The organism is Primorskyibacter flagellatus, from assembly GCF_048268605.1.
GTDB lineage: Bacteria > Pseudomonadota > Alphaproteobacteria > Rhodobacterales > Rhodobacteraceae > Primorskyibacter > Primorskyibacter flagellatus.
The window spans coordinates 1-17,706 of the sequence record NZ_JBLWVF010000004.1 but is presented as its reverse complement, the minus strand read 5'-3'; the positions used below and the strand labels follow the sequence as shown (position 1 = coordinate 17,706).

Genomic DNA, 17,706 nt, shown 5'->3' with positions numbered 1-17,706 from the left:
CACCGAAAAATCACCCTCCCCATATCCGTCGACAGACCGCATCGACCAACGCGTGAAGAACCAGCGTCAGCACGGCCAGGACAATCAGCGCGGCGAACATCAGGTCGATCTTCGCGCGGCCGTTCGCCAGCAGCATCAAGTAGCCAAGCCCCCGAGACGCCCCGACCCATTCGCCTATGATGGCACCGATAGGCGCATAAACCGCCGCCAGCCGAAGCCCCGAGGCAAAGCCGGGCATGGCCGCCGGAACGCGGACGCACCACAGGATGCGCGCGGGTGGGGCGTTCATGACGCGGGCAAGTTCCACCCAGGCGACGGGTGTGCGCATCAGCGCGTCGAAAAAGGCCGATGTCACGGGAAAATAGATGATCAGCAGCGCCATCGCGACCTTCGACCATAGCCCGTAACCCAGCCACAGCGTCAGGATCGGTGCCAGTGCGAACACGGGGATGGCCTGGCTGAAGACCAGCATCGGGCGGAGCAGATTGCGCGCAAAAGACGAAGCGGCAAGAAGGATCGCCGAGGCAAAACCCAAGGTCGCCCCGAGGCCAAGACCAATCAGCACTTCTGTGATGGTCACGACCGCATGTTCGGCGATCAGCATCCGGCTGGTCCAGAGCGTGGAAAAGACCAACATGGGTCCGGGCAGAATGAAGCGCGGCAGATCGGCAAACGTGACCACGGCCTGCCACGCCAACAGACCCAGAAGCGCGACGCTGGCGAAGTGCAGGACCTTTTTCACACTGCCTCCATAAGTTGCCGCAGCAATCGGCCCTGAAAGGCAAGGGTCTCAACCGCATCATAGGGGCGCGGCACGCGTGCGGGCGGTGATGCGACCGGGGTGATCCCCTCGCGTGTCATCAGCAAAACCGTCTCACCCAGCCGGGCGGCCTCGGCGGCGTCATGGGTCACATGCAACACGGTGCGACCGGCCAGCAGTTCGGCCGAAAGGTCCTGCATCCGGGCGCGTGTCTGCGCATCAAGCGCCGAAAAGGGTTCATCCAGCAATATGACAGGCCGGTCTTCCATCAGGGTCCGGGCAAGCGCCACCCGCTGCCGCTGTCCGCCGGAAAGGGCGTCAGGGCGTTTGGTGCCGTGATCCGCAAGGCCAACGCGCGCCAATATGTCGAGCGCCCTTTCACGCGGCTGCTGCGTGCCTCGCAACCGTGCGCCGAGGGTGACATTCGCGGTCACGTCAAGCCATGGCATCAACAGGTCGCTCTGCGCCATCAACGCCACGCGACCTGCCAGCGGCGCACCATCGCTTGCGCCAACGGTGCCCTCAAAGTCGACCTTGTCCCCAAGGCTCGCAAACAGGCGCAAAAGCGTGGACTTGCCCACACCGGAGGGACCCAGCAGACAGGTCCACCGCCCCGCCGGAACCTCCAGCGACAGGGGGCCGAAGATCGCGGTGCCACCGATCGTGACACGCCCGGTCAATCGAAGCGCAGGCGCGCCGCTCATCCCGAAAGCCCCCTGGCCCAGAAATCGGCTTGCAGCCGTGTGGCGGTCTGGAAGCGCGCGCATAGCCGGGGCCAGCGCGGGCTGGTTTCCGTTGTGTGGCCGAGGCTGCGCGCGACCGTCAAGTCGATCAACGCGCCACCCTCGCGGCAGGCGTGCATCTCATCCAGCGTCTTGGCCTTGGTCACCGCCAGGGTCCAGGCACAAGGGAAATGGACAAGAAACAGGTATGCCGCGCGTCGCAGCGGACCATCGGCCATCTGTCCAGCCAAGGCGTGGTGGGTATGATCGTTCCACGCTGTACCGGCGGCGTCGTGCCAAAGACGCAATGCCGTGCCGTAGCTCATTCTGCCCCCAGGTCGACGGCCAGCGCAGTGACAGGACGCGTGCCCTCGATCAGCCCGGCCTGATGCAGAAAGTTCTCGAACCGCGCGTAGCGGCCGGCGTCCAGTGCCTCGGGACGCAACGCAAAGCGCGGGATCGTATCGGCCCATGCCTTCTTGTTCAGTTCGTCCTGAAGCTCGGTTGAGGTGGCCGCGAACACCTCCCAGCTCTCCCGCGGGTGGTTCACTATGTACTGCGTGGCCTTTTCCATTGCCCCGAGGAAACGCCGGATCATTCCCGCATCCATCGTCTGGGGGTTGGCGATGTAGATCAGTTCGTCATAGGTCGGCACGCCGTGTTCCTCGGGGTAGAAGCACCGGCCGGCGACGTCCTCGATCTCCATCTGGTTCAGCTCAAAGTTGCGAAAAGCCCCGATCACCGCATCGACCTGCCCCGACATCAGCGCGGGCGACAGCGACCAGTTGACGTTGACCAACTCGATATCGCCGGTGCCAAGCCCGGCCTCGCCCAGCATGGCCGAAAGCAGCGCCTCCTCGACGCCGGCGACAGAGAAACCCACCTTGCGGCCTTCGAGATCCGCGATCTGCGCGACAGGTCCGTCATCCAGCACGAGCAGGCAGTTGAGCGGTGTGGCGACCAGCGTGCCGACGCGGATCAGCGGCATGCCTTCTGCCACCTGAAGGTGCAGTTGCGGCTGGTAGGAAATTGCAAGGTCGACCGCACCTGCGGCAGCCATCTTGGGCGGATCGGAAGGGTCGGCCGGGGCGATCACTTCGACCGCCAGGTCTGCTTCAGCGAAATAACCCATCTCCTGCGCAATGATGATCGGCCCGTGATCGGGGTTCACGAACCAGTCGAGCATAACGGTCATCTCGTCCTGAGCGGCGGCGGGTGTCGCCAGAACAAGGGCGAGGGCTGTCAGCATGGGTTTCATGGGATGTCTCCGGTTGGGTCGCCGAGGGCGACGAGAAATATGTTTCCGTCCCAGACCGCCCCAAGCCTTTCAGCGGCCGTCCATGCGCGCTGGCCCGAGCGACAACAGAGCACGGCGCGTTGTCCGGTGGCGGGAATGGGGCCTCCGGGGCCGAAAGCGGTGGCGGGAAGACGGCGGGCGAAGGGCCGCATCAGGGGGGCCTCGTCCTCGGCCCGCAGGTCGACGAGAAAGTCAGCGGCAGTAATCGCGGAAGGCGCGAGGAAACGGGGGCCGCGCTCGGGTTCGGGCGTATCGGCAAAGCGAAACTTGCCCGATCTAAGGCTGCGCCCGTCGAAGGTGACAAGCTGCCCGAGGGGCGAAGGATCGAGCCCTGCGAGTAGTGCGAGAGCCATCTGCGCCTGAAGCGCGCCGATCACACCCACGACCGGCCCCAGAACGCCATCCTCGGCGCATGAGCCGAGCCTTTGCGGCAGGTCGGGAAACACGGCGCGCAAGCTGGGCGCGCCGCCGCAGAAGGCCCCGGCATAACCGTCGAGTCCAACCACCGAGGCGCTGGCCAGCGGGCGGTCCGCAGCATGGCAGGCGTCGGACAGGATGTAACTTGCCGCGAAGCTGTCGGCGCAATCGAGCACAAGATCGGTACTGTCGCAGAGCGCGCCGACATTGGCAGGATCAAGCGCGGCCACGACCGCCTCGACCCTGCAATCGGGGTTGAGCGCGGTGATCGCCGCAGCGGCGGCCTTGGACTTTGCGACGCCGATATCAGACTCGCGGAACAACGTCTGGCGATGCAGGTTCGTCGCCTCAACCCGGTCCGGATCCACCAACCGAATGCGGCCTACGCCAGCCCCGCCGAGGTATTGCAGCACCGGGGCAGCAAGCCCGCCCGCGCCGATGACCAGCACATGCGCCCGGCGCAGACGGGCGTGGCCCAAAGGCCCAAGTTCGGGCACTGCGATCTGGCGGGCATAGCGGCTCATCGCGTCGCCTCGATCCAGGCACTAACGCGGGCCTCCGGGTCCTCACTGAGGGTGATATCGGTGACCACTGACACGACATCGGCACCGGCGGCAAAGACGCCCGCTGCCCGCTCGACGCGCATGCCGCCGATGGCGACAAGGGGCAGGTCGCCAATGGCGCGCTTCCATTCGGTGACACGCTCAAGGCCCTGCTGGTGCCATTTCATCTTTTTCAGGATCGTCGGATAGACCGGGCCCAGTGCAACATAGTCAGGCGACATTGACAGGGCGCGGTCAAGTTCGGCGTGGTCGTGGGTGCTGATGCCCAGCCTGAGGCCAGCACGGCGAATGGCCGGAAGATCCGCAGTATCGAGATCTTCCTGCCCGAGATGCACCCACTCGCAGCCTGCGTCGATGGCGATCTGCCAATGGTCGTTGATCACCAGCGACGCGGAATGCGCGCGGCAGAGCGATTTCGCTTGGGTGATGGCGTTCCAAAGGTCGGCCAAGTCCATATCCTTGATACGAAGCTGCACCAGCTTCACGCCCAGCGGAAGCGTGCGGTGCAGCCAGCCGGCGTTGTCAAAGATCGGATAAAAGCGGTGTAGGCTCATGTCAGGAACGCCCTGCCGATGACGGGGGTCGAAGGGGCCGCCATGTCGCGTGGCTCCATCGGGTCGGCCTCGTAGGCGAGCCGCCCGGCCTCGACCGCGCGGGCGAAACCTTCCGCCATCCTCGCCGGGTCGCCCGCTTTGGCGACGGCGGTGTTGAGCAGCACCGCGTCATAGCCCAACTCCATCGCCGTGGCGGCCTGGCTCGGCAGACCGAGGCCCGCATCCACCACCATGGGCACGTCGGGAAACTGGGCGCGCAAGGTGCGCAGGCCATAGATGTTGGTCAGCCCCAGCCCGGTGCCGATGGGTGCGCCCCATGGCATGAGCACCTCGCAACCCGCCTGTAGCAGCCGGTCGGCAAGAACCACGTCCTCGGTGGTATAGGGAAAAACCTTGAAACCCTCATCGGTCAGAATGCGCGCGGCCTCCACCAGTCCGAAGGGGTCGGGCTGAAGGGTATCCGCATGGCCGATCACCTCGAGTTTGATCCAGGGCGTGTCGAACAGCTCGCGGGCCATCTGCGCCGTGGTCACCGCCTCGCGGACCGAATGGCAGCCTGCGGTGTTGGGCAGGAGTGTCACACCGAGGTCGCGGATCAAATCCCAGAATGCCGCGCCGGCGCGATCGCCGCCCGCCTCACGTCGCACAGAGACGGTGGCGATACCGGCACCGGAGCGGCGGAAGGCCTCGGCCAGAACCGCCGGCGACGGGTATTGCGCCGTACCCAGCATCAGACGCGAATTGATCTCGGTACCGTAAAGCAGCATCTCAGCCTCCCTGCCGCGGGGCGACGATCTCGATCCGGTCGCCAGGGGAAAGGGGGGCGTCGCGCGCCGTCGCCGGAACGAAACTTTCGTTGACGGCGGTGGCGACCTTGGCGTCGCGATAGCCCAGTTCGTCCAGCGCACCGGCGAGGGTTTGCGCCTGCACCTCGGTTGCGGTGCCGTTAACCGTGATCTGCATAGTAAAACTCCGGTTTGCTTTGGTCGAAGGCCAGTTCAGTCGCCATCCGTGCAAGCGCAGGCGCGAGCAGAAAACCGTGCCGGAACAGGCCATTGACATGGATCGTCTCGCCGCGCCGGACAAGGCGCGGCAGGTTATCGGGAAAGGCCGGACGTGCATCGGCACCGATCTCGATCAGTTCGGCCTCGCCAAAGGCGGGATGCAGCGCGTAGGCGGCCGAGAGCAGTTCCAGCACAGACCGAACGCGCCGGCGGCGATCGTCGCTTTCGATCTGTGTCGCGCCCAGCATGAAATGACCATCGGCACGGGGCACAACATAAAGCGGAAAGCGCGGGTGGAGCAGACGAACCGGGCGGGTCAGGCGGATGTCGGGCGCACGCAGCACAACCATTTCGCCTTTAACGCCGCGCAGATCGGGAAGCGCGTCACGCGCCGCGTGCCCACGGCAGTCGAAGGTCAGGCCATCGGCACGGCCCGGCTCTGCGATGAAGGTGACACCGTCGCGCTCAAGCCGCGTTCGAAGGTGGCGCAGGGCGGCGCGCGGGTCAAGGTGAGCCTCGGCGGTGACGTGCAGCGCCCGGTCGAAGCGGTCTGAGAGGTCCGGCTCCAGTGCTGCAAGGGCGGAACCGTCAAGCAGGGTGTGGCCCTCAATGCGGCGGGCGAAACGGTCGAGTTCGCGACGGTCGCGATTAAGGGCCACGACGACGGTGCCGCGCTGCGTGACACCCACGCCCTGCCGTTCCCACCAGCGAGCCGCCTGCTGACCCAGCCGAACCACCGGCTCTTCTGCCGTTTCGCCTTCGCAGAATGGCGCAAGCATGCCGCCCGCCCACCATGAACAATGGTGTGGTCCGGGCTGCAACACAGGATCGAAGACAGTGACCGCGCAGCCTCGGGCGACCAGTTCGGTGGCCACGCAGAGCCCTGCGACGCCAGCGCCGATGACGGTGGCCCGCGTCATGGCCAGTATCCGTGAAAATGGTGGACCGGGCCGTGGCCGCCGCCAATAGCCCGGTCATCAGCCGCGCAGATCGCGCCGTGCAGCCAGACCTGCGCACGCCCGGCCGGGCCTTCCAACGGCGCGCCTTTTGCCAGTTCGGCGGTAATGGCCGAGGATAGGCTGCATCCGGTGTCATGGGTATTCCAGGTGGTGACCCTTGACTGCTCCAACGCGATGGTGCCGGAAGCGGCGAGCAGCGCATCGACCGACTTTGCGACCAGCACCGGATCGCGCATCACGGGACCGCTGTAATCAGCGTCCGCTTCGGCAGGGACGGCAACGATCTCGGGCGAGAAAAGCATGCCGATCTTGATGACCTGTGGTGTCATTTCTTCCTCCACCGACGACGGGAGGAGGGAGAAAAGGCGGGCGGAGGTTGCCCCGCAGCCTGCTCGTGCTCCGTTCCCTCCGCCGGTATTGTCCGGATCAGGTTCGATGGGTTGGCTCGCGCCTCTCAGTCCCTCACGGAACACCCCAACGGATTCGCCTATGAGGTAGCAGTCGCCGTGCCGAGGTTCAAGCCGCGCGTGGGTGGACATTTCCCCGGACGCCGGAACGACCGCCTGCGCGGAGGGGCGCGCAACAGCACCGCGCAACTTCATAGAGCCGACGCGAGAAATCTCACCGTCAAGTGTGGCTCCGCGTATTCTCCTGCCCGGCACCCATGACGCAACGCTTTCTGGGATTTGAGACAATCGAGCCCGCAACTAATGGGCAGCCCTTTTAAATTTAAGATATTTTCCTTTTCCCCTGCGAACAGACGGGGCGTAACCAGCCCGACTTTGACAACCTTGGGTCGAAGACGACGTTACGGTCGGCCGGCTGAGTGACGGTAAGGCGCGTTGAACCCGTTCCTGCATCGGCGGGCGACTAGAACAGCAGAATTAGGGGATAGAAAACCATGGATTTCACGAAACCAGACCTCAAGGCCCGCTTTGCACAACTGGGCTTTCTCGTCCGGCACACTTTCACCATTGTCGGGCGAAATCGCGCGTTGTTGGGGCCGCTGATTGTCATGTGGGTCTATGCTGTGGTGATGACCGGCCTGTTCTTCGCCGGGCTTGTTCTTGCTGTTTACGAGAACGGCAACAGCACATGGTTCCTGCTCGGAGGGGCTGTGATGTTAATCTACAAGTTCTTTTTTTACAACCGCGCCGAACTGACGCTCAGCCGCCTGACATATGGCACCGCCACCGGTGGCACGCCCACCCGGCGTGAAGCACGACGCGAAATTACCGGCCTCGGCTCTCAGGTCCGCACCCTTGGCCTGCTGGACATGGCCGCCGTCTGGGTGGCCAGCCGCAAAAACAAGGAAGGCGGCCTGATGGCGATGTTACTGGGCGGCATCGTCGAAGTATGGGATCTGGTAAACCACTTCCTGCTACCGGCTTTCGCGATCGACCGGCTGAGCCTGGGCGACGGGGTTATCAAAATGAAACGATTGAAGGATCATGTGCCCGAAACCCTGGCTGGTGTGTTCGGAATCGACATTATGGGCGGCGTGATCGGCTCGCTGATGAAGCCGCTCTATGTCTTCGGTGGCCTTGCAGGGGTTGCTCTTGGCCTTTTCTTTGGCGGCGGTATGCCGGATGCCTTTTCGGCCGGGGCGCTTTCCGAAATTTCTCGCAACATGCCGCAACTGGGCCCGATCGGTCCGGACACCGTCTTTAACTGGCTGCCGGTCTTTGTTGTAGTCTCTGTCAGTGTCCTGCTGCACACGTTGTTCGCGCGTGTCGTGACCGCGATCAAGGTTGTCTATTTCACACTGTTCTATACCCGCATCATGCATCCCGAAGATCTGGCACCCGAAATGCGCGCGGGCCTTGAAGGATACCTTGATCTGGACACAGACGAGATGCCGACTGCTTCGGTGTCGATATGAGGATATGTGCCCGATCACTTGTGAGCTTGCCAGATTGGACACAGTTAACGCCAAGCGCCGGAAGGTCGGATCAGATAATGGGGGCGCGAAAATGACAGGCAAATTTATTACGGGAAGAGCCTTCTTCGCATTGCTCGCGCTACTGACATGTCTGAGCTTTGGCGCTGGCGTAGCCTCTGCGCAAGAGGTCGGCAGCTACGCCCATGTTCAGGCCGACGCGCTGAATCTGCGAACCGCTCCGGATACGAGGTCTTCCGTACTGCGCGCCCTGCCCTATGGAACGTCTGTCAGCATCCTTGACCGTCGCGACGGCTGGGCGAGAGTGTTCGTTCAAGGCGCTGACGGGCATGCTGCGGATGGTTGGGTCGCGGCGCGTTTTCTAGGGCAAGGTGCAAGGACTGGCACCGAAAGAAAACGCCCGATATTTCGGGGTCACCATCGAACCAGACCGGAGCACCAAAACCAGACCCATCGGCCCGGTGCGCCGCTGCGGGTCAGCAAGCTGGATTTCGACTGCCGCCCGGCGCTGTTCGGTAACAGCGGCATAAGAAAATGTGTCGCCAGCGTTCGTGTGCGACTGTCGCAGCAAGAGTTTGATCCGAACCGCAGTGACCACGTCTTCATTGCCTGTCGCGGGGCGATTTCCTACCGCACGGACAAGGGACATGGTTCACAACGCCTTCTCGCGTTTGAGAGGCACAGCATTGCGCATAACGACCGACTGGGACAATCGGTGCATGTGAACTTTCCGGTGCAGTCGGAAAGAGACAAGATCGTCTCCGCCCATCTCGTGAGCTTTTCTTGTGTGAGGGATTAGCAGATCCAGCTGTTGAATAAGCACTGTACAGCGGACTTACCAATAGCCGCCCGGTTCGGGCCTGGTCCGCTATAGGCTTTGCGTGACTATCATCCGGAACACCGCTGAAATGGCCTTATGCTGCCGGATAGCATAGTTCAGATTCCGGACGTCCCCGGTTACCATCTGACTTTGCGTCACTGGCTGCACATCCGGTCTTTAAAAATGTCATTGTGGAAAGCTCCAATCCCCATGCTCCACCCGGAAAATCCGGAACGGTGCGCCGGGTTGGGATGTATCCGCACGCAAACTGAACACCGCGCGGCCTTGCTGTCCGAAATTGGTGAAATCGACATTGATCGTGATCACACCCCGAAACATTGGTTGTTCATCATCGGGTGCGATCCGCGTCACCTGCCCCTGAAAGTCCTGCGCATCATAGAGCACGTCACTGCCGTGCCCCGAAAGGTCAGGCACCATGTCAGCAAAGAAGTATCGCGCGGCTGTCGGTGGAAAGAACGGATTGTCGCCCGGCTCTCCGCCCATTTCAAAAACGATATACAACTCGCGCACCAGCGCCTGTGCCTGATCTAGCAGCGGGTCGCCGGTTTGTTTCATCATGTCCAACGGTGGAATGGTCGTATCCTCGCCGTCTGGCTTGATAAACCGTCCGGCGACCCAGCCTGCGCGCCTCATCTCGCTGTCGCGCATCAGGCACCAGCGCTGCGGTAATGCGCTGATTTGTGCCTCGGTCATCGCACTATAATGGCGCAATGTGTAATAAGGCACGCAGGTGATCTGTTCCAACTCGCGCGTATCGGGTGCGAACGTCTCGATTACCGGATACATGGTTCCCGGTCCCATGCGGGCATTCAACACGTCATCTGCGGCTACGCCGGTCACTTTCCAACGGCCCGGTCCGTGGCCGTCGATCTGCGAAAATGCCGCAGTGGCTGCAAAACCCAACACTAGAGTGACACTGCTCAAAATTTTGCAGAACATCATTTTACCTCCACAACGGACCGGCCCAAAAGCGCGCCACCCGCGACATCCAGAAACCGGACTTCATAGAGACCGGTTTCTTCGGGCAGTGTGATCTGCATGGAAGCCACGTCACCGATTGATTGCACCGAAATCCAACTGAAGTCAGGCTGGTCCTTGCGTGCAAGTGCAATGCGCTGATCGGCGCTGTCGCTTTGCAGAGCCCATGTCACCGTGATCGTTTCACCCGGCGCGGCAGTCGCTGGCACACTCAGCCCAGCCCCATCGTCTAATGGCGCGTCGGCACCGACGACTTCCAATGGCGCGCTTGCCAAAGTGCGCGCGCCCTTATCAAGCACATAGCGCAATTCATACAAACCGGTGGTGTCAGGTGCTGTCAATTTGCCCTGCGTTACCGAATTCACGCGAATATAATCAGCGTAGCTGCCTTCATCCGCCCCCATCGGCACGATGGTGATGAAATCACGCGCGTTGACGTTGCTTGACCAGGTAACGTCAATTTCAGTCCCCGCACGCACTACCCCTGGGCCGGAAATACCGACCTCTGCCTCGACGACTTCGATCGGGGCGCTGGCCAGTGTGACGGCACCGGTGTCAAGAACGTAACGCAGCTCGTAAAGGCCCGTTTCCGCCGGCGCGGTCAGTTTGCCCGCAGTGTCGGTTTTCGCGCGGATGTAGTCCGTAGAGGTGCCCGGATCCGACCCCATCGGCACAATGGTGATATAGTCGCGCGCGTTGATGGTTTTGCTCCACGCAACGTCAAACACCGCTCCGGTCGTGACCTGTTGCGGACCGGTTAGCGTGACTTCAGGCAGCGCGGGTTCCTCTGCGACGGGTTCGGGTGTCACCGGCTTCAGGACCATGGCGCTTTGGACTTGCGCCAAGGCGTCGGTCAATTCGGCTGCATTGCTGGCGGGCAGAAAAACGCCGCCGGTATTTTCGGCAATGCAGGACAGACTGGCGTTGGCCGCGTCATCCAGATCAAAGCCCACCACATGAACGGTAAACGCGACGCCTTGCTTTGCAAGCTGCGCGGACAATGCGCAGGGATCGGCGTTGCAGGTTTCCACCCCGTCAGAAATCAGGACCACCGTCGCCGGATTGTCACGGTAGGACAAAAGGTCGGCGGCATGGCTGACAGAGGCGGAAATCGGCGTTTTACCTACGGGATTAATTGCGTTGACCTTGGCGATAAAGGCTGCGCGGTCAAGCGGGCCCGGGGCGACCATTGTTTCGATATCAGTGCAGTCGCCTTCCGCGCGGTGACCATAAGCAACAAGACCCAGATTGGTGTTGTCATCCCAATCCGTCACCAGATCGCCCAGGACATCCCGCGCGATCTCGATCTTGCTGGTACCGTCGATCTGACCCCACATCGACCCGGATGCATCATAGACGATCACCACGTCCTCTTGCGCCATCGCGGGACCGGCGGCCGCGGCAACGCAGGCCGTCATCGCCATCGCCGCAATTCTCGATACGATCTGTTTCATGCGCTCATTCCTTGCTGAAGGTACTCTTTTGTATTGCGTGGTTTCGTGCCGGGCTTTGTGTCGAACGCGACGTGACTAATGCAATCCCGTGACCGGCGCGCCGACGGCCTGATAGGCCTCATCGGCGGCTTCCTCCCGCCCGCGTCGCCCCTTGGATTTGCCGTCAGATCGATGCGTTTTTTTGTAAAGACCTGTCCTTGCATCTCCTAGAATGGCCTGAACGTCGTTGTGGCCAGTGTCCTCGTACGGCATGAACATGAACTGCAAGAATTGATCCGCCGGTGGCACGGTCGCTTTCGGCGCGCAGAGATCATCGACGCCCGGATCATAAACACGCGGCCGGTTCGATGTCGCCCCTTCCATCGTGACGGGCAACAGGCGCCCGTCCTCATCAAGCAACACGAAGGCATTCACGGTGTTCGTTGTGTCAGATGGGTGGACATAACAGTTTTTCACCCCGGCCAGTTCGATCGGGCAGTTCGGTTCGCCCGGCAGGATTTCGGTCACGCCAGTATCGGATTGGCGGGTTTTCTTCTCAAAGCGAGGGGCCGAGATATATCGCTCGGCCTGCGCGCGTGGCACGCCCAGTTCTGCCGCGACAATGTCGATCACTTCGTCACGCATGGCGGGGTCCACGATCAACCGGTCGCCGACCACCTCTTTGCCCTCGGGCACCGGGTCGTCAAAACAGCCCTTCATATCAGGCACGGTGACATCGCGCGGCTCCATCGCCACGGGCATGTTGAAGGCAAAGCCGTGGGATTTCCCCTTGACTGAACCGACCATGATCCGATGATCGACGACCCGCAGCGTCAATTCCGCCTCGTTCGTGCCGATATCCTGCGCCACATACAGCGTTTCATCCAGGATCGATTGCAGGAACAGCATCTTTTTCGACCCTTGGGTCAGGAGGAACTGGCGGCCGCACTGGCTGACCTCGACCTCGTGCAGGCCTTCGCTTTTGGGTTTGCCCATGAAGTGACCCAGCCAGGCACCGCGGTTGGCGTTGTAAAGCTCTGCCGCCCGCACACCATTTTCTGGGGCTTCACCGGGAATTGCGTTAATCGTGTCCTTGCCGTTGAAGAATTCATAGGTGCCCTCGCAAACAATGTTCGCCACGGCTGCCTGCGGTAACATCGCAACAAATGCGAGCGCCAGTGATATCCGTGTGGAATTATTCATTCCGCACCTCCCTTAGCAACTTTATGGACGTCAAATCCTGTGATATTTATCATGTTGCCGCTGCATCTACGCCAAACGCGCGATCCTTCAGCTTGCGGAATTTACCTGACATCTGCTCCAGCTTGGCTTCCCATTCAGGGTTCGGCTGCTGACCTTCAATTGTCTGGAAATAGACCTGCATCATACAGGTGATGGCAAAAGGTTCTAGCAGTGCCGCTTTCACGCTCCATGCGAACAGCAGCGCGAATACCACGCCGCCTGCCGCCCATGCGCCGGGCATCAGGTAGACCACCAGCGCCGCTGGCGCGAGCATGAGAAGGAACACGATAAAGCTCAGGCCGTAGACGATAATTGCCAGCCATGCCGCATTTTTAAGCATCGGTTTGTAGTTCTGCGCATAGAGCACGAGCGCCACTTTCGCGGACCCCCATGCATTTGTCGAATTCGTGCGGATGGCATAGGCAAGGATCACTTCGTCAACGAACCCGACAGCGACACGCAAGAACGCGGATATAAGGCCACCAATCTGTTGCGCGCCGGGGATCGGCAGAATGGTCAAGATGCCGCGCACCAATCCCGAAATGGCGCGCACAACGCCTTTGATCAATTGATCGACGGCGAACAACACGCTGGCCTGCGGAAACCGCTCTTTGACCACGGCTGTTGCATGGTTGATCTGACTGCGGCCATCTGGCATCGGCTTGCCGTCGATCAATTCAATCAAAACAGCAATGTGTCCGGCCTTGACGATGTAAAGAATATATTCGCGCGCCCAATACATAAAGACGCCAAAAATTCCAAAGCCCGCAAAACCGCCCCACATTGTTGTCGTGGCGCGAAACTCTTCGTCGCCAAACCCACCGACACCCCAGCCGACACCGGCACCGACGCCGGTTATCAGAATATAGCCCAGCGAGATCCCGAAATAGACCGCCATGCGCAACAGGATAAACGGCATCGTGCGCACCATCATTCCGAGCGCACCACCAATACTAAAATCCCACATTTCCCTCTCCCGCTTAAAGCTACATTGCCTGCCTAAAAAAACTGTTTCATGCGCTGAGATTACCCCTCGCACTTGCTATTGCCGTATTTTGCCACGCACGCCCGCGCGGTGCAGGATGATATCTGCGGGCCGCGTTGCGCTTTCTTGATATCGACGGTTTCCACCGCCGTGTAGGGAACCGAAACCGTTTTCAAGACCGGCTTGCAATTGGTAGTTGTCCCGGTTGTTTCGCAGACCGTTTCGCCGGTCGGTCGTTCTTCGTTGCGGTATTTGGTGACAATCTCTTGTCGATAGACCGGCGGAATCTTAAGCATCCACTCCGCTTCACAATGACTTTTTTCAGCTCGGTATTCTGGTGTGCCGCAACTCGACAGCAAAACAAACCCAGCGACTCCAACAATCCTGAAATGTGGGACGATGTTCAGCATAGGTCTACTCCGGCCATGTTTGGTGCGCTCGCAAGTTGCAAGGTTTCACTTTAATCTTGCACGGTCTGTCCGGGTCGTGCCCCGTTCGTTCAGAGGGGGACGACAAATAAATTCTATCGTAAAATGCTTGCACCGGCACGCGAAGACCACTGATCAAGCAACCGGACAATGGGAGAATGCCACAATGTTCATCAAAGTCGCCGCTTTGGCCTGTGGCTTGATGCTGGCCAGTATTGCCACATCCGCGGATCAACCCGCGCTATCCTTGCACGTGACAGGACAGTTCGCCAAAGCACCCGTTACCTTGGATCGCGCAGCCCTGGACGACCTTTCGGCGGTCACGATCAAGACATCGACGGTCATCACCGACGGCACGCACAGCTTCACCGGGTTCCTGATGCGCGATCTTCTGGACCACCTGGGCGCAACAGGTACCAGCGTCACTGCAGTCGCGCTGAACGATTACTCAGTGGAGATCCCGATGAATGATTTCTACGACTACGACGTGATCGTCGCCACGCACATGGACGGAAAGGCACTACGCCGCGCCGATAAAGGGCCGTTCTGGATTGTTTATCCGCGCGATGACCACCGTGCCTTGCAGGATATTCGCTTTGATTATCGCTGGGTCTGGCAGCTCTATCAACTCGACGTGCAATGACGTATTCTCAAAATCCCACACTCAGACTGATCCTGCCACTCGCGGCCTTTGTGGTTTTTGCGATGCTGTTGACCTTTTCCTTGATCCGGATGTTCGAGATCGAGAAGGACATGCGCGTGGACGCAGAGCAGAACATGCTATGGGTGCTGCACCAAAGCGAAGTCGCCGCACTTCGCCTATCCGAGACCGTGGCACTGGCAGATCTGGGAGAAGCCACGCGCGACGATCTTTCCCTGCGTTTCGATCTTCTCGTCAGCCGGTTTGCCTTGCTCAATGACGGGCCACAGCGCCGGTTTCTTGAACATACCGGCTTTAGCGACGATCTGGATCACCTGTCCGGGACTCTTGCTTCAATTGCACCAATGATCGCGGAGTTTGCGCCCGGTGACGGTGCGCCGCTGCGCGTAGAATTGGCACCGTTTCCACGCCTTTTCGGGCGGGCAGCAAATGCTGCGATGATAGCTGAATGGGACGAGTTGGGCGGGCGGCTAGAGACCTATCGCGACCAGTTGCGCCAGATTATTGCCTCGCTGATCGGGATTATGATGGCTGGCGGCATTTTGGCGGTGATACTTGTTTTGGCGCTGCGCCAAACGCGCCAGCGCAACCGGATGTTGCGGCGCGAAAGGGATTTTTCGGCACTACTTGTTTCGTCCAGCGGCGAAGGCATCTTGGCCGTAGATCAATCCACGCGATGTACCATGTGGAATAGCGCGATGACACAATTGCTGGAAACGAGCGGTGAAGACGCTGTCAACCAGCCGTTAGACAGGATCGCCGGCTTTTTCGACACAACGCCGGTGCGCGAGGGGATCAAGAGCGCGCTGCAAGGTGAAACCTCGCGGCATATGCTTCAGCCGCTTTTTCGCAAGGATGCAGACGAGCCGCTCTATGTGGATCTGCGGTTTTTCCCAATGCGTAACGAAGAAGATATCCTCGGAGCGATCCTGTTCATTAATGATGCCTCTGATCGATATGCTGTTCACCAGAAAGATGCGCAAGACCGTGATCGATTGGAGTACCTAGTGGCCGAGCGCACCCGTGAATTGGACGACGCGTTGCTTCGGGAACGGTCGGCTGGTGAAATTTACCGGAACTTTGCCGCCATGATCTCGCATCAATTCCGCACGCCTCTCGCAGTCGCGGATTCCGCCTTGCAACGTCTCATTCGCAGGGGCCCACATGCGAAACCGGATGAGGTGGTCGAACGCGCGGGCCGCGCGAGAAACGCCATTGCCGGTCTCACGCGGTTGGTGGAAAGCACACTGGATGCAGCACGTCTTGATGCAGGCCAAATGGGCGCGCGCCGGGTAGAATGTGACCTTGGCGAAATCATCCGGACGGTCTGCGCTCGACAGCGTGAAACGACGCCCACGTCCAAGATTGACCTGCGGTTCGATGTATCAGGATCGGTTGCGGCGTTCTGCGATCCGGCCCATGCCGAACACATCTTGGAAAACCTTCTGTCGAACGGCATCAAGTATGCAGCGTCGGAAACCTCTGTATCCGTTGTTCTGCACGCAGATGCGCAGTGGCTGTTTTGTGATGTGTCCAATACCGGCCATACTATTCCCGAAAATGAGCGGACCCAGATTTTTGATCGCAACTATCGCGGCGCGAATAGCGTCGGTGTCGTTGGTACCGGGATTGGTCTGTTCATGGCACGCGCATTGGCACGATTGCAGGGGGGCGATGTCACTTTGCAACCCGATGTCGCCGGCGTGACGTTTCGCATGACACTGCTCCGCTTCAAGAAAGGCGAGACATGAGCCGCACGGCAGACCAGGCGCTGATCCTTGTCGTCGAAGACGAAAGGGCATTGCGAAATGACATAGTCGAGGAATTGCAGGAAGCCGGATATCGCACCCTCGCCGCGTGCTCGGGCGACGAAGCATTGGATCTGCTGGCAAGTGCTTCACCTGATCTGTTGCTTTGCGATATAACGATGCCGGGTCTGGACGGCTACGGTGTGCTGCACGAAATCCGGAGCATGCGGCCAGAATTGTTCGCAGTGCCTTTCGTCTTCCTGACCGCGATGTCGGAACCCTCTGAGATGATCAGAGGAAAGCTTCTGGGTGCCGACGATTATCTGGTCAAGCCCGTCGACTATGACCTGATGCTGGCGACCATCGCCGCGCGGGTGCGTCAGGTTGATCGTATTCGAAATCAACACGAGAGCGAAATTACCGCCTTGCGTGAAGCACTTGCCAGCCTGTCCAGCACCGGTGCGGAGGCGGCCCTCAACCTTATCGCCCTCGGAGCAGTGTTGCTGGACGGGACCGCGAAACCCGTCCACTGCAATCACGCCGCCAAGCGCATGGTTGCCACCACCGATACCATCGAGCTCGATCAAGACGGATTTTTTTCGACTGATCCGCTATCAAACAGAGACTTGAAGCGCGCTATTGGTGATGCTGTGGGGTTGGCAAAAAGCGGAAAAGAGAATGTTGTTGGCATTAATTTGCAGCAATCAGGGGAAACCGGCGTGATTTCGGTCGTCGTGTGCAGCCTGCCCCAATCCGGCAAGGCCAACAAAGGCAGCCCGCATGTTGCGCTGTTCATTTCTACGCCAGATCAGAAAAGGCGGATTCCAGAAGCATTGCTCATGGAGATTTTCGATCTGACACCAACCGAAGCGCGAGTCGCCGGGTCTTTAGCCCGCGGAAACCGCTCTTCCGATGTAGCAAAGGAATTGGGCGTGACGCAAACGACCTTGTCGTTCCACCTGCGAAACCTTTTTCAAAAAACCGGCACAAATCGCCAGGCCGACCTGATTGCGTTGATCCTTGCTGGTCCGATGATGATCCGATCAGAGTAGGGTATTTACTGTGCCGGGTCACTGCCCCATCAAACCTAGGTCATGTTGACAAAAAGCGCACCCAAAGTCGGACGGACGTGATGTCTGACCTGCCATGGGATTTTTCCTCCACCGTCGATTAGAGTCCGACCCAACCTGAGGACGGACAATGAAGCGAACGAG

General features: G+C 60.3%; 20 protein-coding genes and 1 riboswitch. Of the genes, 5 read left to right on the top strand and 15 right to left on the bottom strand.

What is annotated here, in order from left to right:
• Positions 1 to 10: 10 nt before the first annotated feature.
• The 10 genes from ACN0WV_RS06430 to ACN0WV_RS06385 are packed head-to-tail and all read right to left on the bottom strand — an operon-like array spanning position 11 to position 6,617.
• Positions 11 to 742 (bottom strand): ABC transporter permease, encoded by a 732-nt coding sequence (locus tag ACN0WV_RS06430; RefSeq protein ID WP_417604455.1) that lies wholly within the window; start codon positions 740 to 742, stop codon positions 11 to 13.
• The gene (locus ACN0WV_RS06425; RefSeq protein WP_417604453.1) at positions 739 to 1,464 is read right to left on the bottom strand and encodes an ABC transporter ATP-binding protein; all 726 of its coding nucleotides are present in this window, start codon (positions 1,462 to 1,464) and stop codon (positions 739 to 741) included. Before ACN0WV_RS06425 ends, ACN0WV_RS06430 begins: the two co-directional genes overlap by 4 nt.
• Complete coding sequence (locus tag ACN0WV_RS06420) at positions 1,461 to 1,808, bottom strand: hypothetical protein (protein WP_417604451.1); 348 nt, start codon at positions 1,806 to 1,808, stop codon at positions 1,461 to 1,463. The genes ACN0WV_RS06425 and ACN0WV_RS06420 overlap by 4 nt, the downstream gene beginning before the upstream one ends.
• Complete coding sequence (locus ACN0WV_RS06415) at positions 1,805 to 2,740, bottom strand: ABC transporter substrate-binding protein (RefSeq protein ID WP_417604449.1); 936 nt, start codon at positions 2,738 to 2,740, stop codon at positions 1,805 to 1,807. The genes ACN0WV_RS06420 and ACN0WV_RS06415 overlap by 4 nt, the downstream gene beginning before the upstream one ends.
• Positions 2,737 to 3,720, bottom strand: coding sequence for a HesA/MoeB/ThiF family protein (locus ACN0WV_RS06410; protein WP_417604447.1), 984 nt, complete (start codon positions 3,718 to 3,720; stop codon positions 2,737 to 2,739). The genes ACN0WV_RS06415 and ACN0WV_RS06410 overlap by 4 nt, the downstream gene beginning before the upstream one ends.
• Entirely contained in the window at positions 3,717 to 4,313 is a 597-nt protein-coding gene (locus ACN0WV_RS06405) for a thiamine phosphate synthase (protein WP_417604445.1), read from the bottom strand. The genes ACN0WV_RS06410 and ACN0WV_RS06405 overlap by 4 nt, the downstream gene beginning before the upstream one ends.
• Complete coding sequence (locus ACN0WV_RS06400) at positions 4,310 to 5,080, bottom strand: thiazole synthase (protein ID WP_417604443.1); 771 nt, start codon at positions 5,078 to 5,080, stop codon at positions 4,310 to 4,312. Before ACN0WV_RS06400 ends, ACN0WV_RS06405 begins: the two co-directional genes overlap by 4 nt.
• A 1-nt stretch (position 5,081) precedes the next feature.
• Positions 5,082 to 5,276, bottom strand: a complete 195-nt coding sequence (thiS, locus tag ACN0WV_RS06395) for a sulfur carrier protein ThiS (RefSeq protein ID WP_417604441.1) — start codon at positions 5,274 to 5,276, stop codon at positions 5,082 to 5,084.
• A complete protein-coding gene (locus ACN0WV_RS06390) occupies positions 5,260 to 6,237 on the bottom strand; it encodes an FAD-dependent oxidoreductase (protein ID WP_417604439.1) in 978 nt (325 codons plus the stop codon). The genes thiS and ACN0WV_RS06390 overlap by 17 nt, the downstream gene beginning before the upstream one ends.
• The gene (locus ACN0WV_RS06385; protein ID WP_268876746.1) at positions 6,234 to 6,617 is read right to left on the bottom strand and encodes a bifunctional hydroxymethylpyrimidine kinase/phosphomethylpyrimidine kinase; all 384 of its coding nucleotides are present in this window, start codon (positions 6,615 to 6,617) and stop codon (positions 6,234 to 6,236) included. The genes ACN0WV_RS06390 and ACN0WV_RS06385 overlap by 4 nt, the downstream gene beginning before the upstream one ends.
• Positions 6,618 to 6,662: 45 nt before the next feature.
• Positions 6,663 to 6,763, bottom strand: a riboswitch (TPP riboswitch).
• A gap of 414 nt (positions 6,764 to 7,177) precedes the next feature.
• On the opposite strand from ACN0WV_RS06385, the gene ACN0WV_RS06380 reads away from it, so the two are divergent.
• Together ACN0WV_RS06380 and ACN0WV_RS06375 are read left to right on the top strand one after the other, a co-directional pair.
• A complete protein-coding gene (locus ACN0WV_RS06380) occupies positions 7,178 to 8,158 on the top strand; it encodes a hypothetical protein (protein ID WP_417604437.1) in 981 nt (326 codons plus the stop codon).
• Between the two features lie 91 nt (positions 8,159 to 8,249).
• Positions 8,250 to 8,975 carry an SH3 domain-containing protein gene (locus ACN0WV_RS06375; protein WP_417604435.1) on the top strand — a complete coding sequence of 242 codons (726 nt, stop codon included), beginning with the start codon at positions 8,250 to 8,252 and terminating at the stop codon, positions 8,973 to 8,975.
• 207 nt (positions 8,976 to 9,182) lie between these two features.
• Here ACN0WV_RS06375 and ACN0WV_RS06370 read toward each other — a convergent pair whose 3' ends face one another.
• The 5 genes from ACN0WV_RS06370 to ACN0WV_RS06350 form a co-directional block, all read right to left on the bottom strand.
• Positions 9,183 to 9,956 (bottom strand): SH3 domain-containing protein, encoded by a 774-nt coding sequence (locus ACN0WV_RS06370; RefSeq protein WP_417604433.1) that lies wholly within the window; start codon positions 9,954 to 9,956, stop codon positions 9,183 to 9,185.
• A complete protein-coding gene (locus tag ACN0WV_RS06365; RefSeq protein WP_417604431.1) occupies positions 9,956 to 11,449 on the bottom strand; it encodes a VWA domain-containing protein in 1,494 nt (497 codons plus the stop codon). The genes ACN0WV_RS06370 and ACN0WV_RS06365 overlap by 1 nt, the downstream gene beginning before the upstream one ends.
• A 75-nt stretch (positions 11,450 to 11,524) precedes the next feature.
• A complete protein-coding gene (locus tag ACN0WV_RS06360) occupies positions 11,525 to 12,631 on the bottom strand; it encodes a hypothetical protein (RefSeq protein ID WP_417604429.1) in 1,107 nt (368 codons plus the stop codon).
• A 49-nt stretch (positions 12,632 to 12,680) separates the two neighbouring features.
• Positions 12,681 to 13,637: a hypothetical protein gene (locus ACN0WV_RS06355; protein ID WP_417604427.1), complete on the bottom strand. Its 957-nt coding sequence runs from the start codon at positions 13,635 to 13,637 to the stop codon at positions 12,681 to 12,683.
• 59 nt (positions 13,638 to 13,696) lie between these two features.
• A complete protein-coding gene (locus ACN0WV_RS06350) occupies positions 13,697 to 14,065 on the bottom strand; it encodes a hypothetical protein (protein WP_417604425.1) in 369 nt (122 codons plus the stop codon).
• A gap of 184 nt (positions 14,066 to 14,249) precedes the next feature.
• Here ACN0WV_RS06350 and ACN0WV_RS06345 point away from each other — a divergent pair, with 184 nt between their 5' ends.
• Genes ACN0WV_RS06345 through ACN0WV_RS06335 form a run of 3 tightly spaced genes read left to right on the top strand, consistent with a single transcriptional unit; the run spans position 14,250 to position 17,544 of the window.
• Positions 14,250 to 14,726, top strand: coding sequence for a putative pterin-binding protein (locus ACN0WV_RS06345; RefSeq protein WP_417604423.1), 477 nt, complete (start codon positions 14,250 to 14,252; stop codon positions 14,724 to 14,726).
• Complete coding sequence (locus ACN0WV_RS06340; protein ID WP_417604421.1) at positions 14,723 to 16,495, top strand: sensor histidine kinase; 1,773 nt, start codon at positions 14,723 to 14,725, stop codon at positions 16,493 to 16,495. The genes ACN0WV_RS06345 and ACN0WV_RS06340 overlap by 4 nt, the downstream gene beginning before the upstream one ends.
• Positions 16,492 to 17,544: a response regulator gene (locus tag ACN0WV_RS06335; RefSeq protein ID WP_417604419.1), complete on the top strand. Its 1,053-nt coding sequence runs from the start codon at positions 16,492 to 16,494 to the stop codon at positions 17,542 to 17,544. The genes ACN0WV_RS06340 and ACN0WV_RS06335 overlap by 4 nt, the downstream gene beginning before the upstream one ends.
• Positions 17,545 to 17,706: the final 162 nt, after the last annotated feature.

What these genes read in the sequence shown, in the direction of transcription:
- ACN0WV_RS06425 (WP_417604453.1), bottom strand. Translation starts at nt 1,464, where the DNA reads ATGAGCGGCGCGCCTGCGCTTCGATTGACCGGGCGTGTCACGATCGGT.
- ACN0WV_RS06420 (WP_417604451.1), bottom strand. Translation starts at nt 1,808, where the DNA reads ATGAGCTACGGCACGGCATTGCGTCTTTGGCACGACGCCGCCGGTACA.
- ACN0WV_RS06415 (WP_417604449.1), bottom strand. Translation starts at nt 2,740, where the DNA reads ATGAAACCCATGCTGACAGCCCTCGCCCTTGTTCTGGCGACACCCGCC.
- ACN0WV_RS06410 (WP_417604447.1), bottom strand. Translation starts at nt 3,720, where the DNA reads ATGAGCCGCTATGCCCGCCAGATCGCAGTGCCCGAACTTGGGCCTTTG.
- ACN0WV_RS06405 (WP_417604445.1), bottom strand. Translation starts at nt 4,313, where the DNA reads ATGAGCCTACACCGCTTTTATCCGATCTTTGACAACGCCGGCTGGCTG.
- ACN0WV_RS06400 (WP_417604443.1), bottom strand. Translation starts at nt 5,080, where the DNA reads ATGCTGCTTTACGGTACCGAGATCAATTCGCGTCTGATGCTGGGTACG.
- thiS (WP_417604441.1), bottom strand. Translation starts at nt 5,276, where the DNA reads ATGCAGATCACGGTTAACGGCACCGCAACCGAGGTGCAGGCGCAAACC.
- ACN0WV_RS06390 (WP_417604439.1), bottom strand. Translation starts at nt 6,237, where the DNA reads ATGACGCGGGCCACCGTCATCGGCGCTGGCGTCGCAGGGCTCTGCGTG.
- ACN0WV_RS06380 (WP_417604437.1), top strand. Translation starts at nt 7,178, where the DNA reads ATGGATTTCACGAAACCAGACCTCAAGGCCCGCTTTGCACAACTGGGC.
- ACN0WV_RS06375 (WP_417604435.1), top strand. Translation starts at nt 8,250, where the DNA reads ATGACAGGCAAATTTATTACGGGAAGAGCCTTCTTCGCATTGCTCGCG.
- ACN0WV_RS06370 (WP_417604433.1), bottom strand. Translation starts at nt 9,956, where the DNA reads ATGTTCTGCAAAATTTTGAGCAGTGTCACTCTAGTGTTGGGTTTTGCA.
- ACN0WV_RS06365 (WP_417604431.1), bottom strand. Translation starts at nt 11,449, where the DNA reads ATGAAACAGATCGTATCGAGAATTGCGGCGATGGCGATGACGGCCTGC.
- ACN0WV_RS06360 (WP_417604429.1), bottom strand. Translation starts at nt 12,631, where the DNA reads ATGAATAATTCCACACGGATATCACTGGCGCTCGCATTTGTTGCGATG.
- ACN0WV_RS06355 (WP_417604427.1), bottom strand. Translation starts at nt 13,637, where the DNA reads ATGTGGGATTTTAGTATTGGTGGTGCGCTCGGAATGATGGTGCGCACG.
- ACN0WV_RS06350 (WP_417604425.1), bottom strand. Translation starts at nt 14,065, where the DNA reads ATGCTGAACATCGTCCCACATTTCAGGATTGTTGGAGTCGCTGGGTTT.
- ACN0WV_RS06345 (WP_417604423.1), top strand. Translation starts at nt 14,250, where the DNA reads ATGTTCATCAAAGTCGCCGCTTTGGCCTGTGGCTTGATGCTGGCCAGT.
- ACN0WV_RS06340 (WP_417604421.1), top strand. Translation starts at nt 14,723, where the DNA reads ATGACGTATTCTCAAAATCCCACACTCAGACTGATCCTGCCACTCGCG.
- ACN0WV_RS06335 (WP_417604419.1), top strand. Translation starts at nt 16,492, where the DNA reads ATGAGCCGCACGGCAGACCAGGCGCTGATCCTTGTCGTCGAAGACGAA.